The sequence below is a fragment of the Streptomyces tanashiensis genome (assembly GCF_014648895.1).
In the GTDB taxonomy this organism is placed as follows: Bacteria; Actinomycetota; Actinomycetes; order Streptomycetales; family Streptomycetaceae; genus Streptomyces; species Streptomyces tanashiensis.
On record NZ_BMRZ01000004.1, the window covers coordinates 261,515 to 277,040 of the forward strand.

Genomic DNA, 15,526 nt, shown 5'->3' on the forward strand with positions numbered 1-15,526 from the left:
GCACAGCGGTCCCCGCTACCCAGCGACACCTACGGATCAGGCCGGTCGCTTCCACTCCCGCAGCAGGAGGTAGCCGAGGTACGCCCCTCCGACGGCCATCGTGTACAGGCCGACCGGCAGGTTGTCGAAGAGCGGCAGCTGCTGGGCGGCCAGGTCGGCGAGGACCAGGAGCAGCGCGCCGAGGAACGTCGACATGACCAGGTGCGGGCCGCCACTGCGGGTGACGCGCTTGGCGATCTGCGGCGCCGTCAGGGAGACGAAGGCGATCGGCCCGGCGACGCTGACCGCGCCGGCGGACAGCACGATCGACAGCGTGACCGCCGCGGTCGCCGTGCGGGCCGGGCGGGCGCCCAGGCCGGTCGACAGGTCGTCGCCCATCTCGCCGATGCTCAGGGGCCGCGCGAGGAGCGCGGCGAGCGGCAGACAGACGAGCAGCACCACCCAGATCGTGGTCGCGTCGTCCCAGGAGCGGGCGGAGAGGCTGCCGTTGATGTACGCGGTCAGCGCGCTCGCCTTGTCCCGCTCGACGGCGTAGACCACGTACTGGGTCAGGGCCGTCGACATCGCGGTCACGCCGATGCCGGACACGACCAGACGTCCCGGATTGCGGAACCCGGTCCCCGTCGAGAGGTAGACGACCGCCATGGCGATCACACCGCCGAGCAGCGCGCCGACGGGTACGGGGACGACGTCCGGGAAGAACAGCGCGGCGGCCGCCGCGCCCGCCCCGGAACCCGCGCTGAGCCCGATCACGTCCGGACTGCCCAGCGGGTTGCGGGTCACCGCCTGGAACAGGGCCCCGGACAGGCCGAAGGCCGCGCCGGTGCCGATGGCGACGACGAGCCGCGGGCCGCGCAGCCGGTTCAGCACGAAGGCGTTCTTGCCGGTGGCCTCGCCCATCAGCGCCGACGGAAGGTCCGTCAGATGGATGCCGAGCCGGCCCAGGGAGAGGGTCGCCACGGCCGCCCCGAGGAGCAGCAGCAGCGTCACCGCGGCGGCGACCACGGTCGGGCGCCGCACGGGGATCGCGGCCCAGGGGCCGATCCGCAGGAGGCTCCGGCCCGTGGGCCGGAGGGGCCGCGACGCGGTCACGGCCGGGGTGTCGATCCGCTCGGCGGTCGTCATGACGCTCCCCTCATGCGGCGGACGGCGAAGAGCAGCGCGGGCGCGCCCACGAAGGCGGTGACGACGCCGACCATGAGCTCCTGGGGGCGGAGCAGCACGCGGCCGATGACGTCGGCGAACAGCAGCAGCGTGGGCCCCGCGAGCGAGGTGAAGAGGATCTGCAGGCGGAAGTCGGCGCCCACCAGCGCCCGGACGAGGTGCGGGACGGCGAGGCCGACGAAGGCGATCGGGCCGACGGCGGCCGTCGCGGCGGCGCTGAGCAGCGTCGCCGCGAGGAGGCCGGCGCCCTTCACACGCGCGGGACTGATGCCGAGGGAGGCCGCCTTGTCGTCGCCCATGGCCATGGCGTTGAGCCCCGGCGCGAGGAGCACGGCGAGGACGAAGCCGACGGCGGCGAAGGGCAGGACCGCCCAGAAGGCGTCGAAGCCGCGCCCGCCGAGCGCGCCCACCACCCAGTAGCGGTAGGTGTCGAAGACCTGAGGATGGGACAGCGCGACGGCCTGGATGAACGCGGCGAGGACGGCGGAGAGCACCGCACCGGCCAGCACCAGCCGGACCGGTCCGCTGCCGCCGCCGGCCGTGCCGATGAGGTGGACGACCACACCGGTCGCCAGGGCGCCGGCCAGTGCCCACCAGGTGTTCTCGCGCTGTCCGGAGGCGCCGAGGAACGCGGTCGCGGCCACGATGGCCGCGGACGCGCCCGCGTTGATGCCGAGAAGTCCCGGCTCGGCGAGCGGATTGCGGGTGATGCCCTGCATCAGCGTGCCGGCGACCCCGAGGCACAGGCCCGCGAGCAGACCGAGGGCGGTGCGTGGATAGCGGCTCTCGACGACGGTGCGGAGGTAGCCGTCGGCTTCACCGGTGACGACCCGGAGGACGTCGGACGCGGACGTCGGCTTGCTGCCGAACATCACGCTGGCGAGGACCGCGAGGGCGAGCAGGATCAGGCACAGGGCGGCGGCTGCGAAGTGCCGGGCAGGGCCCCGCCGTACGACGGCGGGGCCCTGCCCGATCCGGGAGAGAGTGGTCACGCTCGGGACCCGCTGCTACTTCCCGGCCTTGGCGACAGCCTTGTCGATCATGGGGAGGTACCGCTCGATGCTGTACGGCACCGTCAGCGGGTTGATCATCGACGAGGCCGTGACGAAGGGCTGGTCGTTGCTGTAGACGAGCGCGCCCTTCTTGACCGCGGGGATGGCCGCGTACAGCGGCTGCGCCTCGATCTCCTTGCGGGACTTGTCGTCCATGTAGAAGGTGAAGGCGATGTCGCTCTTGGAGAGCTTGTTGGCGTTCTCCAGGCCGATGAGGGCGGAGTCGGTGCCCTCGGTCTCCTTGAAGGTGTTCACGACCGGGTCGACCTTGAGGCCCAGCTTGGAGACCATCGCGACGCGCTGCTCCTCGGGCTTGAAGACGCCGAGGGTGCCGGGGCCGGTGTTGTAGATGTACGAGAACGTGACGTTCTTGTAGTTCGGGCGCGTGGCGGCGGCGTCGGCGAGCTGCTTGTCGATCTTGGCGGTGAGCTCCTTGGCCTTCTCCGGCCGGCCGAGCGCCTTGGAGACGATCTCGATCTGCTGGTCCCAGTCGGTGCTCCACGCCTGGTCCGGGTAGGCGACGGTCGGCGCGATCTCCTTGAGGAGGTCGTACTGCTTCTGCGTGATGCCGGACCAGGGGGCGAGGATGACGTCGGGCTCGAGCTCGGTGATGGCCTCGATGTCGAGCTCCTCGCCGCCGTTGAACTGCTTGGGCAGCGTGGCGCCGGACTTCTTCACGGCGTCGTGGATCCAGGGCAGGTAGCCGGTCTTGTCGCTGCCCCAGGGGTAGCTCTCGATGCCGACGGGGACGTTGCCGAGGGCGATGGCCGTCTCGGCGGAACCCTGGCCGAGGGTGACGACGCGCTTCGGCTTCTCCTTGATGACGGCCTCGCCGAGCGCGCTCTTGATGGTGACGGGGAACGCCCCCGCCGGAGCCTTGGCCGCCGAGTCCTTCGCGTCGTCCTTTTTGTCGTCCGATCCGCACCCGGTCACCATGAGGCCGAGCGAGACCGCGGCGGCACCCGCCACGAGGACGCGGCGGCGAAGAGGGGTGAACACAGAAGGCATGGCGGATCCTTGTCTCCGGGCAGAGGTGTGCTGACGCCCCGCCCGACGCCCCTCCAGACATGGGAATGTCGAGGCAGCGGCCATTGCGAGGCGCTTGTTAGGTGAGCCTAACCTATTCGTTTCCGGCCTGGAGCACCAGGGCCGTCCGGCGGCCCCCATGTGGCGAGCGGGGCTCAGCCCGAGGCCTCCCACGCCGTCGTCAGGCCGTCCAGCCACGCCGGCGGCAGTTCGGCGGCGTCCCACTCCTCGTGCAGGTCCGCCGGGGCCGTGGCGAGCCGCTCCATGACGGCGACACTGGTGGGGGAGTGGATGAGCGAATACCGGCCATGGATGGCGATCGGGCTGCCCGGCCCGTACTCGGCGTACAGCCGCTCCAGCCGCGCCCGGTGGTCCGAGGTGAACGCCGTGAGCCGCCCCGCGTACCCGGCCCGCTGACGCGAGCTCATGGTGCGGAGGACGGCCCTGAGTACCTGTTCGGTGACCTCGGGGTCGAGATCGGAGACCTCGGTGAAGGAGAGGTAGAGCGGGGTGACCGCCACGTTCGTCCGCTCCAGCTCCGTCCGCCCGACAGGAGGACGCTCGTCCGGCGAGGCGAGCGAGGGGTCCGAGGCGACCGCGTGCCTCAGCGCCCGCTCGGAGATGGCGCCCAGCTCGTCGGTGACGGCCCGCGCCCCGTCGAGCCAGCCGGAGGCGTACGGCTCGCCCTTCCCGCCGGGCGCGCTCCGCCCGGCCGCGCCGATCTCCTCGTACGCGAGGGCCAGCGCGCCCGCCTCGACGAAACCGATCAGCTCCTCGGCGTCACCGGACCAGACGCCCGCCCGGGCGAGCAGCTGCAGCAGTGTCCTCTTCGCGTTGAGGACGCTGGTCTCGTCCAGCTGCTGCCGTCCTTCTCCGGCGGTGCTCACAGGGTCCTCCTCGGCGTAGGGACGGCGCGGTGCGGGGAGGGAGCCCGTCCTCCGGACCGGGCCCCACGCGGAACGCTCCGTTCGAGCCTACGCAACACCCGCCGCGCCTACCGGGCGGCCGGGCCCGTCGAGGCGCGGATGACCAGTTCCGGATCGAACAGGAGCTCGCCCGTGGGCACCTCGCGGTTGCCGACCAGGGCCAGGACGCTGCGGCCCACCTCCAGCGCGAGCCGGTCGGCGGGCTGACGGACCGTGGTGAGGGCCGGGTCGGTGAACTCGGTGACGGACGAGCCGTCGTAGCCGACCACCGAGACGTCGTCCGGCACCGACAGGCCCTGCCGGCGGATGCCCCGGACGGCGCCGAGCGCCATGAAGTCGCTGGCCGCGACGATCGCGGTGGCGCCGAGCCCGACCAGGGCCCCGGCCGCCGCCTGGCCGCCCTCCACGCTGTACGACTGGCGGACCACCCAGCCCTCCGCGTCGTCGATGCCGCGCCGGGCCATCGCCTCGACGAAGCCGCGGACCCGCCGGTCGGCGGGCCGGTTCCCCGAGGGGCCCGAGGCCATCCCGATGCGCCGGTGCCCGAGCCGGTGGAGGTGGTCCACGGCCAGCTCGGCCGCGAGGGCGTCGTCGGTGGAGAAGACCGGGGCGGGCACCCCGTCGGCGAACTCGCCGTTGATCCCGACGTACGGGACACGCCGCTGGCGCAGCAGCTCGTAGCCGTCGGTGTCCGCGCCCTCCACGGTGTTGGAGGAGGAGAGGAAGACGACGGCCGCGATGCCCTTGTCGACGAGGGAGGTGAGGTAGTCCAGCTCCTGCACCCCGCCGGCGAAGACGGGGCACAGCACCGTCTTCAGGCCGTGCGGGGCGAGCGCCGACTCGATGCGCTCGGCGACGTCCGCGAAGAAGGGGTTCGACACGAACTCGGTGACGACCGCGACCAGTTGGCCCTGCGTCTGACGCTCGTAGCCGAGCTCGGCCATCGCCCGCTCGACCGCCTCGCGGGTCTTCCGCGACACCCCCTGCCGCCGGTTGATCACCCGGCTGACGGTGGCCTCGCTGACCTGTGCGTGGGCTGCGACGTCGGTGATGCCGACCTTCATCGCGGTCCTTCCGTGAGTACGAGCGAAACCAGGCCGCCGCGCGGCACCGCCAGCGGGCGGGGCCCTTCCGGCAGGTGCGCGGGCGGATCATCCATCATACGGCCGTCCGGCCCGTGGACCCGGGCGGTCACCCGCCCGCCGCCCCCGGTCACGTCGACCATCAGCCGGTCCCGGCCGGAGCCGTTGACGAGGTGGAACCGGCGGAACGCGGCGAAGTCGAGCACCGCGACCCGGTCGCCGTGCACACTCATCAGGCACTCGTCGCCACGGGCCGCGACCACCACCGGGTACAGCTCGTCCGGCCGTCCCGGCTCCACGGCCCCGTCGAGGAGCAGCTCCCGGTGGAGCAGCCACCGGCCGAGCCAGAACCGTACGGCCGCGAGGTGCTCGGGCGGAGCCTCGTCGAGGCGTACGGAGAGCTGCGGCACCGCGTGGAGCGCCCCGATCAGCTGCCGGGCCACCGCCTCGACCGGTGCGGAGCGGGACCACATCAGCATGTCGGAGTGGACGGCGCCGCCCACGGCGAGCAGGGCGGTGTCGAGGGTCTGGATCCGGTTGGCGGTCGCGTCCGCCGGGCAGTCGAAGGAGCGCAGCATGTTCCCGAAGGGCGCCATGCCGGGACCGGTGTACGGCTGGCGCAGTTCGAGCAGCACCTCGGGTCGCACGGCCTCCAGGGCCCGGCGCAGCTCGGCGAGGAGCACGGTCATCGCCCGGCCCACGTCCCCCGCGCCGTCGCCCGCGTACACCGCGGCCTCGTCGAGGAAGTCCAGCTTGAGCCCGTCGAGCCCGTGGTCGCGGACCAGGGAGACGCACAGGTCGATCACGTGCCGGCGGACCTCGGGGAGGCGCGGGTCGAGCACCCGGGCGCCCGGCACGGTGGCCGGCGCCGGCGCCGAAGCGGCCCAGCGGTCGTGGCAGTCGGCCTCCGGGCCGAGGAGGAGGGGCGCGACCCAGAGCAGGTAGCGCAGCCCCCGCTCACGCACCCGTGCCACGTGCCCGGCCAGGTCGGGGAACTTGGCCGGGTCCGGCTCCCAGTCGCCGCAGCCGGCGTAACCCCGGCCGTTGCCGTGGCGCTGCCAGCCGTCGTCCAGGATCAGCGCGCCGCAGCCCAGTTCGGCGGCGGGGCCCGCCTGCGCCTCGACGGCGGCGGCGGTGACGTCCTGGTTGAAGGCGTACCAGGTGGAGTACACCGGCAGCCTGGCCGCGTCCGGAACGGGCATCGGGGGGCGGGCGGCGGCGAACCACGCGCGCAGCGGCCGGAGCGCGGCCGCGACCGACGGCGCGCGCGGCACGAACAGGAGCCGGTGCGGCTCCGGGGAGGCGGGGAGGCTCAGATGGACGACGTGGGTGTCGTTCTCCTCCGAGACCCCGAAGCGGACGTCGGTCTCGGGGACCGGGTCGGTGGCGGCGAAGGTGAGGAGGGTGGCGCCGGAGTGCTCGTACAGACAGCCGACGGCCGCCCCGTCGACCAGGCTGACACGGCTGCGGCCCTCCCAGTCGGCGACCAGGGTGCGCCGCCAGGCGCCCAGCGGGTGCCAGTAACCCGCCGCGTCGCCGAGCGGCACCGAGAGCCGGATCTCGACGGGGGCGCCCTCGGCGTGGACGGCGAGCTGCCGCAGCCCGTCGGGGAGGGAGGTCAGTTCCCACCGGGGGGTCACGCCGGGGTGGCCCGGGGCCAGGACGGCGATCGACACGTCGTCGAGGAGCGGCTCGGCGGGGGCCGGGGCGGCGTGCGCGGTGGTCACGGGGATGTCGTTCGGGTACGGGTGGCCCGTCGACTGTGTCGGGTGCATCTGCTGTGCCGTCTGTGCCGTCTCTGCGGTCTGTGTCTGCTGTGTCTGCTGTGTACTCATCGGGTCGTTCATTCCTTCACCGCGCCCGCGAGGAGGCCGGAGACGAAGTGGCGCTGGAGGGCGAGGAACACCACCGCCATGGGGACGGCGGCGACGGCGGTGCCGGCGAGGATGGCGCCGTAGTCGGTCTCGTCCAGGCCCTGGAGGGAGGCCAGCGCCACCGGGATGGTGAACGTGCTGTCGTCGCGCAGCACGATCAGCGGCCAGATGAAGTCGTTCCACTGGTACAGGAAGAGGAACAGGGCGAGCGCCGCGAGGGCCGGGCGCATCGGGGGCAGGGCGACCCGCCAGAGGAGCCGGAACTCGCCGCAGCCGTCCATCCGTCCCGAGTCGAGGAGTTCCGCGGGGAGCGCGGCCATCGACTGGCGCATCAGGAAGATGCCGAAGGGCAGGGCCAGGTTGGGGGCGATCACCGCCTGGTAGGTGTCGAGCCACTGCAGCTCGGCCATCATCTTGAAGAGCGGCACGAGGGTGATCTGCGCGGGCACGACCAGGCCGAGCATGAGGAGCCCGAACAGGGCCTCGCGGCCGCGGAAGCGGTAGGTGGCGAAGCCGTATCCGGCGAGGGTGCACACCGTGCCGGCGAGGAGCGTGTAGACGAGGGCGATGCCCAGGGAGTTGAGGACGACCCGGCCGAAGTCCGCCGTCTCCTGGAGGGTGGCGAGGTTCTCCGCGAGGTGCCCGCCGGGCAGCAGGGGCGGGGGACTGTCGAAGAGCTCCCGCGAGCTGTGGGTGGCGCCGACGGCCAGCCAGTAGAAGGGGACCGCGACGGCGGCCAGGGCGAGGGCGAGCCCGGAGGTGAGCATGATGCTCCGGCCCGGGTGGCGGGTGGTCACGTCTTCTCCCCGAGGAGGCGGAACTGGATCAGGCCGAGCAGTCCGACGAGGACGGTGAGGGCGTACGCCACGGCCGAGGCGTAGCCGAAGTCGAAGTACTTGAAGGCGTTCTGGTAGAGGTACACGCCGATGGTCAGGGTCGCGTTGTCGGGGCCGCCGCCGGTGAGGACGAACGGCTCGTCGAAGAGCTGGAGCGTGCCGATGGTGGACAGGACGGTGGTGAGCAGCAGCGCGGGCCGCAGCCCCGGCAGGGTGACGTGGCGGAACGCGCCCAGGGCCCCGGCGCCGTCGACGGCGGCCGCGTCGTAGAGCTCGCGCGGCACGGTCTGCAGCCGGGCCAGCAGGATGACGGCGTTGTAGCCGGTGTAGTGCCAGGTCAGCGCCAGGCCCAGGGAGATCCGCGCCCACAGCGGGTCGGTCAGCCAGGGCACCGGGTCCGCGCCGAGCAGGCCGAGGAGCCAGTTGACGAGCCCGTAGTCCTTGTTGAGCAGGACGGAGAAGACGATGCCGTACGCGACGAGGCCGGTGACCATCGGCAGGAAGAAGCCGAGCCGGAAGACCGGCCGGCCGCGCAGCAGCGTGGAGTCGAGCGCGACCGCGAGCGCCGTGGCGAGCGCCAGCATCAGCGGCACCTGGACGACGAGGATCACCCCGGTGTTGCGCAGCGCGGTCCAGAACAGCGGATCGTCGGCCAGGCGGACGTAGTTGTCGGCGCCCACGAAGGTCTCGGTGCCGCCGACGGTGCGGTGCAGGCTGAGCAGGAACGACCAGCCGATGGGGTAGAGCTTGAACACGGCGAAGAGCAGCACCGCGGGCAGCACGAAGAGGTACGGGGCGGCCCGGCCGCGCCGCCGCCGGGGGCGCCCGGCGGCGGGTGCGGGGCCGGCCGGGAGGGAACGGCCGGCCGCCGGGGCGGCGGCCTGCGTCATCGGGCGGCCTTCCGGCCGGTCTGGCGGGCCAGCTCCCGGGCCGCCTCGGTCAGCACCTTCGCCGGATCGGCGCCGCCCAGCAGCACCTTGGACTGGGCGTCGGTGACGAGCTTCAGCGCGCGGGCGTAGTCGGAGGTGTAGTTCACGGCGGGGCTGGGGGCCTTGAGGGCGTCGAGGAAGACCTCGCCCTTGCGCTGCCCGCTGAAGAAGGCCGACGGCTGGTGGAAGACGGGGTCCTCGTACGCCTTGAGGAGGGCGGGCGCGATGCCCTTGCCCCGGTAGATCCGCACCTGGGAGGCGGGGCGGGTGAGCGCGAACTCGACGAAGGACCAGGCGGCGGCCTGGTTCCTGCTGCTGCCCGCGACGGCGAGGTGGGTGGAGTTCACCGTGGCGGCGGTGGGGCCGCCGCGGCGGACGGCCGGGGGCAGCCGGACCTTCCACTTGCCGGCCTCGGCCGGCACCTGCTCCTCGATGATCCCGCCGAACCAGGTCGGCCAGGGCAGTACGGCCGCGGTGCCCCGCTTCAGGGAGCTCATCAGGGCGTTCCACCCGCCGGCGAGATCGCTGACGAGGCCGGCGTCGTTCATCGTCTTGATGAGCGTCATGGCCCGGACGGCCTCGGGGGAGTCCAGGGTGATGCGGCCCTCCAGGTCGAAGTAGAAGGCGCCCTGGAGCTGGAGCAGCATCTGGAAGAAGTTGGCGGCGTCGGGCTGGGAGGCCGGCTTGTCGATGCCGAGGAGATGGACGCCGGTCTTCGCCTTGAGGCGCTTGCCCGCCTCGATGGTCTCGTCCCAGGTCTGCAGGGCGTCGACGTCGACACCGGCACGCTCGAAGAGGTCGGCCCGGTAGTAGAAGCCGGCCGAGTTCGCTTCCCAGGGAAGCGCGTTCACCTTCTTGCCGTCGGGAGAGACGGTGCCCCAGAGGCCGGGCGCGAAGGCGTCCTTGTGCGCGGTCGCGCCGAGCGGGGCGAGGTCGGCGAAGGCGCCGGGGAAGTGCTCGACGTACCCCGGCAGGTAGTCGACGCCGATGTGCAGGACGTCGGCGAGGCCCTGGCCGCCCGCGGCGAGACCGGCCGTGATCTTGTCCCAGATCGCCGGGTTGCCGATGTCCTCGACGGTCACCCGGATGTCCGGATAGGTCTTGTTGAACTCCGGTATGAGGGCCTTGAGTTCGGCGGCCGGGCCCTGCCAGGACCAGACCGTGATGCTGCCCTTGCGCGGGTCTCCGGCGGCGCCGCCGCCCGTTCCGCCACCGCTGCCGGAGCAGCCGGTGAGGGCGAGTGCCAGGGCGCCGCCGAGGGCGCCGCCTCCCATGCGGAGGATGTGCCGCCGTGCCGGTTGTCTGTCTGTCATGGGGCGGGACGTTACAAGCGGACCGATGCGAGTTGCAATGCATCGCAGAAAACTTTCAGTTCGACAGACTGTTGATGATTGCCGGATCTCTTGCAAGCCGTCAGGCGGGTTGTTAGCGTGCCGCGCGCCGACCGATCACCCCGAACCGATGACCCCGCACCGATCCCCCTGACCCGGAGAGACCCATGACGCGCACTCGTACGACGCTGCTGCTCGCCGCCGCCCTCGCGTTCCTCGCTCCGCTCGCCACGGCCCACGCCGACCCCGTGAGGCCGTCCGCCCCGGCCCCCGCGCCGCTCGCCGTGACCGACCCCGGATTCGAACAGGGCGGCACGGGATGGGAGTTCACGGCCGGCACGGGAGTCGCGGTCAACAACCCGCACGCCGGGAGCCGGCTCGCCTACCTCGACGCCGGCAGCGGCATGAAGGTCTCCCAGACCGTGACGGCCACCGGCCACGGCAGCTATCTCGTCTCCGCCTGGATCGCCACCGGCGGCCCCGGCGGCCGCTACAGCCTCCGCGTCAACGGCGCCGCCGTCGCCGAACGCGCCCTGCCCGCCGCCGCGAACTACCGCCGCCACACCCTCGGCAGGATCACGCTCGCCCCGGGCGACCGTCTGGAGCTCGCGTTCACGTCGGGCCAGGGCTGGATCAACGTCGACGACGTCATGGTCTCCCCGGCGGCCCCCGCCGACCCCCGGATCTCCTCCAGCGATCCCGAGATCGTCGCCATGTTCGACTGGGCCAAGGGCAAGGCCAACAGCTGGGTCCACCTGCCCGGCACCCAGGGTCCCCTGAACGCGGACGAGCGCCAGACCGGCGGCACGGGCACCGGCGTCTACGCCCCCTCCTACTGGGCCGGCTACGCCAACCGCAGCGGCTCCTACTCCCGCGACATGGCCCACCAGCTCGCCGGCGCCGGAGTCCTCGGCCTGCACACCGAGAACAGGGAGATGCTGCGCGCCTTCGCGGCCTCCGCCACCGCCGAGCACGCCTACTACCCGGTCTGGGCCCTCAACTTCGACAACCGCACCCCCCTCTCCATCGACTACCGGAGTCCGAGCCTCTTCGTCCGCGAGGTGCCCGCCCCCTTCGAGCTGGTCCAGAAGGCGGAGGAGGCGTACCGCTGGAGCGGCGACCCCGCCTACCTCGACGACCCCGCCCTGTGGGAGTTCTACCGGCACACCACCGACGAGTTCGTCACCCTCCACGACGGGCAGAAGGACAACGGCCCCGTGAAGGTCGCCGAAGGCACCGGCCACGGCATCTTCCAGGGCACCGCCAGCTACAACGAGCAGAGCGACGAACCGCTCGCCGAGGCGGGCGACGCCATCGGCTCCCAGTACCAGGCCTACCGCGCCATGGCCGCCCTCGCCCGCGCCAAGGGCGAGCACGCCACGGCCGCCCGCTTCGAGCGCCGCGCCCGCGACCTCAGGACGTACTACAACTCGACCTGGAGCGGCACCGGTTCGGGCGCCGACATGGTCCGCGGCTACACCACCGACGGGCGCCCCCTGACCGGCTGGGGCAAGGAGAACAGCTGGTTCATGCCGATGAAGGGGATCATCGACCCCGGCACCCGCCGCGAGGCGTACCTCGACTACATCGACGCCCAGGCCGAAGGCGCCGGACGCCCCGACAACATCGAGGCCCTGACCTACCTCCCGGACACCTTCCTCACCGGCAACCGGGCCGACACCGCCTGGAAGTGGATGCGCCACGTCTACGCCCAGAAGGACGTCCAGCACGTCAACTCCCGCCAGGGCACCAACGGCGACTACCCCGAGGTCTCCTTCACCCTCGTCGCCCAGACCGTCCAGGGGCTCATGGGCGTCACCCCGAACGCTCCCGCCCGCGCCCTCACCACCCAGCCGCGCCTGCCCTCCGGCATGGACTGGCTGAGCGTCGAGGACCTGCGCATCGGGGACTCCGCCTTCACCCTGCGGCACGACGCGGACCGCCGCTCGACCCTCACCCACACCACCGGCACCCGCGCCTACACCTGGGAGGCGCGCTTCCCGGGCGCCCACGCCGCCGTCGCCGTCGACGGAGTGCGCCGCCCGGCCCGTACCGAGGTCGTCGACGGAGTGACCTACACGGTCGTCCGCACCCGGGTCGCCCCGGGCCGGACCGTCACCGTCGAGGTCCGATGAGGGCGCGGGGAGGCGGGCCGGGCACGCCGGGCGGCTTTCCCGGCGGGCCGGAGCTGTTCCGGCTCACCCCCGAGATCGCCCACCTCAACCACGGCTCCTTCGGTGCCGTGCCGACCCCGGTCGCCCGCGTCCACCGGGATCTCGCGGCCGAGGCGGCGGCCGACCCGGACGCCTTCTTCCTCGGCGTCCCCGACCGCGTCGCCGCGGCCCGCGGGCGCGTCGCCGCCCACCTGGGCGCCGACCCCGAGGGGATCGCCTTCGTCACCAACGCCACCGAGGCCGCCGGACTCGCCCTCGACGCCCTGCGCCTGGACGACGGCGACGAGATCCTGGTCACCGACCACGGCTACGGCACGGTCGTCGCGGCGGCCGCCCGCCGTGCCCGGACGGTCACCGTCGCCCTCGACCCCGACCTGCCGGACGAGGACGCGGTGCGGGAGGCGGTGATCGCCGGGCTCACCCCCCGCACCAAGGTGGCGCTCCTCGACCACATCAGCTCGCCCACCGCCCGGACCGTCGCCGGACCCCGGCTGCTCGCCGAGCTCCGTGAGCGCGGGGTCACCACCGTGGTCGACGGCGCCCACGCTCCCGGCATGCTCGCCGAACCGCTCGCGGGCCGCCCCGACTTCTGGTTCGGCAACCTGCACAAATGGGCGTACGCCCCGCCGGGCACCGCCGTCCTGGCGGTGGCCCCCGCCCACCGGGCCCGGGTGTCCCCGCCCGTGCCCTCGTGGGAGGACGAGCGGGGCTTCCCGCGCGCGGTCGAGTACCGGGCCACCGCCGACTACACCGGCTGGCTCGCCGCCCCCGAAGGCCTCGACCTGATCGCCGGGCTCGGTGCCGCACACGTCCGCGCCCACAACAGTGAACTCGTACGCAGAGGAGCCGAGTTGCTGGCGGACGTCACCGGGCTGACCCCGCTGCCGCACACCGAGGGCCTCGCCATGCGGTCGCTGCGCCTGCCCGAGGGCCTCGCCCGCACGCAGCGGGAGGCCGCGGCGCTGCGCGAGGAGATCGCCGCCCGGCTGGGCTGCCGGGTCCTGATCTGGCCCTGGCCCGGTGGCGGCGGCATCCGGATCTCGGGGCAGATCTACAACCGGGCCGAGGAGTACGAGCGCCTGGCCGTCGACCTGCGCGCGCTGCTCGCGGCCACCTGACGGGAGGAGGCCCCTCAGTTCCGGTACACGCGCAACCGCGCCACCTCGTACGACATCTCCTTCGCGCCCGGGTCCGGTGCCGGGTGGTACCGGCCCGCGCAGACCGAGAGGTTCACGATGAGGTGGGCCCGCCAGGAACGCCCCACACCCCGGCGGTCGTCGAAGACGCGCGCTCCGTTGACCCACCACACCACGGAGCGCGCGCCGAACTCGACCCGGAGGTCGACCCAGGCCCCGGGCCGGACGGCCGGGTCCCGGAAGTAGAGGTACCGGCCCCGCACCCGGTTCGACAGCTCCAGGAGGTCCGGGTTGTCGGGGTGGTACTCGAAGACGTCGATCTCCTGACCGCCGTCGAGCCAGGTCCAGATCGCCGGCCAGGCGCCCGTCTCCACGGGCAGGTGCACCCGGGCCTCCAGGACGTCGCCCGTCCGCACCAGGAACCCCTCCGCGCTGCCCTCCGTCGTGAGCAGCCCGGCGTCCCAGAGCCCGTCGGCCCTGCGGGTGGCCCTGAACCTCCCGGTCCGGCTGTACGAGGGGTCCTCCACCAGGTGGTCGAGCTTGTTGTCGCCCTGATTCGTCGGTCCGCCGTCGGGATAGGCCCAGGAACGGCCCGCCACCCACTGCTCGGCGGAGGAGAAGTCGGCGTCGAGGACGAGGTTCGCCGGGGTCGGCGCCGGACCGCGCCCCCCGGCCCCGCCGCCCCGCCGGAACCGGTCGAAGAAGTCGAACAGCACGGCACCACTCCTTTCGCGCGGACCTCCGTCGGCCCACGGGCGATCCGCCCCACTTTGCACCGTCCGGCGCGGGGAAGTCGCCTTTTGGCGAGAACTCGTCACCGCACGCCCGTCCAGGCCGATAGGTGTACGGTACATGTATAGGCGTGGGGCGACCCCGGGTCGTCCACCGTCCCTGTCACCCGGTCGCCGACCCCCCTGTTCGCCGGAACCGGTCAGGAGGAAAGGACAACGTCATGAAGGCACTTCAATACCGCACCGTCGGCGCCCCGCCCGAGGTCGTCACCGTTCCCGACCCCGAACCCGGGCCCGGCCAGGTGCTCCTCCGGGTGACCGCCGCCGGCGTCTGCCACTCCGACATCGCCGTGATGAGTTGGCCCGCCGGGCAACTGCCCTTCCCGCTGCCCCTGACCCTCGGCCACGAGGGCGTCGGCACCGTCGCCGCCCTCGGGCCGGGCGCCGAGGGCTTCGCCGTCGGCGACTCCGTCGCCGTGTACGGCCCCTGGGGCTGCGGCGCCTGCTTCATGTGCGCCCAGGGCAAGGAGAACTACTGTCTGCGGGCCGCGGAGCTCGGCATCAGGCCGCCGGGACTCGGCGCACCCGGCGCCATCGCCGAGTACATGATCGTCGACAGTCCGCGCCACCTGGTGCCGCTCGGTGACCTCGACCCGGTGCGGGCCGTACCGCTCACGGACGCCGGCCTCACCCCGTACCACGCCATCAAGCGCTCCCTGTCGAAGCTCGTCCCCGGCAGCACCGCCGTCGTCATCGGCACGGGCGGGCTCGGCCACGTCGCCGTCCAGCTGCTGCGCGCCATGACGGCGGCCCGGGTCGTCGCCCTGGACGTCACCGAGGAGAAGCTCGCCCTCGCCCGCGCCGTCGGCGCGCACGACGCGGTCCTGTCCGACGCGGCGGCCGCTCCGGCGGTCCGCGCGCTGACCGGCGGCCGCGGCGCGGAGGTGGTGCTCGACTTCGTCGGCGCCCAGCCCGCGGTGACGGCCGCCGGGGCGATGGCCGCGGTGGAGGGCGACGTCACCATCGTCGGTCTCGGCGGCGGCGCCCTGCCCGTCGGCTTCGGTGTCCTGCCGTACGAGGTCTCCGTCGCCTCCCCGTACTGGGGCACCCGCGCCGAGCTGATCGAGGTGCTCGACCTGGCCCGCACCGGCGCGGTCGACGTGCACGTCGAGACCTACGGCCTGGAAGAGGCGCCCGAGGCGTACGAACGGCTGTACGAGGGGCGTGTCGAAGGCCGCGCGGTCATCCTCCCGAACGGCTGACCC

The 15,526-nt window shown here is 73.0% G+C and carries 13 protein-coding genes; 3 read left to right on the top strand and 10 right to left on the bottom strand.

The window, feature by feature from the left end; all coding sequences use genetic code 11:
• Positions 1-36 precede the first annotated feature (36 nt).
• The 9 genes from IE237_RS16905 to IE237_RS16945 form a co-directional block, all read right to left on the bottom strand.
• The gene (locus IE237_RS16905; RefSeq protein ID WP_189802787.1) at positions 37-1,125 is read right to left on the bottom strand and encodes a FecCD family ABC transporter permease; all 1,089 of its coding nucleotides are present in this window, start codon (positions 1,123-1,125) and stop codon (positions 37-39) included.
• Positions 1,122-2,156 carry a FecCD family ABC transporter permease gene (locus IE237_RS16910; RefSeq protein ID WP_189802788.1) on the bottom strand — a complete coding sequence of 345 codons (1,035 nt, stop codon included), beginning with the start codon at positions 2,154-2,156 and terminating at the stop codon, positions 1,122-1,124. The genes IE237_RS16905 and IE237_RS16910 overlap by 4 nt, the downstream gene beginning before the upstream one ends.
• A 15-nt stretch (positions 2,157-2,171) precedes the next feature.
• On the bottom strand, positions 2,172-3,224 hold the full coding sequence (locus IE237_RS16915; RefSeq protein WP_189802789.1) for an iron-siderophore ABC transporter substrate-binding protein: 1,053 nt from the start codon (positions 3,222-3,224) through the stop codon (positions 2,172-2,174).
• A gap of 173 nt (positions 3,225-3,397) precedes the next feature.
• A complete protein-coding gene (locus IE237_RS16920; RefSeq protein WP_189802790.1) occupies positions 3,398-4,129 on the bottom strand; it encodes a hypothetical protein in 732 nt (243 codons plus the stop codon).
• Positions 4,130-4,236: 107 nt separating this feature from the next.
• Positions 4,237-5,232 carry a LacI family DNA-binding transcriptional regulator gene (locus IE237_RS16925; RefSeq protein WP_189802791.1) on the bottom strand — a complete coding sequence of 332 codons (996 nt, stop codon included), beginning with the start codon at positions 5,230-5,232 and terminating at the stop codon, positions 4,237-4,239.
• Positions 5,229-7,085 (bottom strand): glycoside hydrolase family 36 protein, encoded by a 1,857-nt coding sequence (locus IE237_RS16930; RefSeq protein WP_229842721.1) that lies wholly within the window; start codon positions 7,083-7,085, stop codon positions 5,229-5,231. The genes IE237_RS16925 and IE237_RS16930 overlap by 4 nt, the downstream gene beginning before the upstream one ends.
• 8 nt (positions 7,086-7,093) lie before the next feature.
• Positions 7,094-7,921: a carbohydrate ABC transporter permease gene (locus IE237_RS16935; protein WP_229842722.1), complete on the bottom strand. Its 828-nt coding sequence runs from the start codon at positions 7,919-7,921 to the stop codon at positions 7,094-7,096.
• A complete protein-coding gene (locus tag IE237_RS16940) occupies positions 7,918-8,850 on the bottom strand; it encodes a carbohydrate ABC transporter permease (RefSeq protein ID WP_189802792.1) in 933 nt (310 codons plus the stop codon). The genes IE237_RS16935 and IE237_RS16940 overlap by 4 nt, the downstream gene beginning before the upstream one ends.
• Positions 8,847-10,202 (bottom strand): ABC transporter substrate-binding protein, encoded by a 1,356-nt coding sequence (locus tag IE237_RS16945; RefSeq protein WP_189802793.1) that lies wholly within the window; start codon positions 10,200-10,202, stop codon positions 8,847-8,849. The genes IE237_RS16940 and IE237_RS16945 overlap by 4 nt, the downstream gene beginning before the upstream one ends.
• A 185-nt stretch (positions 10,203-10,387) precedes the next feature.
• On the opposite strand from IE237_RS16945, the gene IE237_RS16950 reads away from it, so the two are divergent.
• Together IE237_RS16950 and IE237_RS16955 are read left to right on the top strand one after the other, a co-directional pair.
• Entirely contained in the window at positions 10,388-12,355 is a 1,968-nt protein-coding gene (locus tag IE237_RS16950; protein ID WP_189802794.1) for a carbohydrate-binding protein, read from the top strand.
• Entirely contained in the window at positions 12,352-13,512 is a 1,161-nt protein-coding gene (locus tag IE237_RS16955; protein ID WP_189802795.1) for an aminotransferase class V-fold PLP-dependent enzyme, read from the top strand. The genes IE237_RS16950 and IE237_RS16955 overlap by 4 nt, the downstream gene beginning before the upstream one ends.
• 14 nt (positions 13,513-13,526) lie before the next feature.
• On the opposite strand, the gene IE237_RS16960 is transcribed toward IE237_RS16955, so the two are convergent.
• On the bottom strand, positions 13,527-14,246 hold the full coding sequence (locus IE237_RS16960; protein ID WP_370468193.1) for a LamG domain-containing protein: 720 nt from the start codon (positions 14,244-14,246) through the stop codon (positions 13,527-13,529).
• 236 nt (positions 14,247-14,482) lie between these two features.
• On the opposite strand from IE237_RS16960, the gene IE237_RS16965 reads away from it, so the two are divergent.
• Positions 14,483-15,523 carry an NAD(P)-dependent alcohol dehydrogenase gene (locus tag IE237_RS16965; protein ID WP_189802796.1) on the top strand — a complete coding sequence of 347 codons (1,041 nt, stop codon included), beginning with the start codon at positions 14,483-14,485 and terminating at the stop codon, positions 15,521-15,523.
• Positions 15,524-15,526 lie beyond the last annotated feature (3 nt).

Excerpts from the sequence above, each read along its gene's own strand:
- IE237_RS16940 (WP_189802792.1), bottom strand. The coding sequence starts at position 8,850 with ATGACGCAGGCCGCCGCCCCGGCGGCCGGCCGTTCCCTCCCGGCCGGC.
- IE237_RS16905 (WP_189802787.1), bottom strand. The coding sequence starts at position 1,125 with ATGACGACCGCCGAGCGGATCGACACCCCGGCCGTGACCGCGTCGCGG.
- IE237_RS16950 (WP_189802794.1), top strand. The coding sequence starts at position 10,388 with ATGACGCGCACTCGTACGACGCTGCTGCTCGCCGCCGCCCTCGCGTTC.
- IE237_RS16965 (WP_189802796.1), top strand. The coding sequence starts at position 14,483 with ATGAAGGCACTTCAATACCGCACCGTCGGCGCCCCGCCCGAGGTCGTC.
- IE237_RS16930 (WP_229842721.1), bottom strand. The coding sequence starts at position 7,085 with ATGAGTACACAGCAGACACAGCAGACACAGACCGCAGAGACGGCACAG.
- IE237_RS16955 (WP_189802795.1), top strand. The coding sequence starts at position 12,352 with ATGAGGGCGCGGGGAGGCGGGCCGGGCACGCCGGGCGGCTTTCCCGGC.
- IE237_RS16945 (WP_189802793.1), bottom strand. The coding sequence starts at position 10,202 with ATGACAGACAGACAACCGGCACGGCGGCACATCCTCCGCATGGGAGGC.
- IE237_RS16915 (WP_189802789.1), bottom strand. The coding sequence starts at position 3,224 with ATGCCTTCTGTGTTCACCCCTCTTCGCCGCCGCGTCCTCGTGGCGGGT.
- IE237_RS16925 (WP_189802791.1), bottom strand. The coding sequence starts at position 5,232 with ATGAAGGTCGGCATCACCGACGTCGCAGCCCACGCACAGGTCAGCGAG.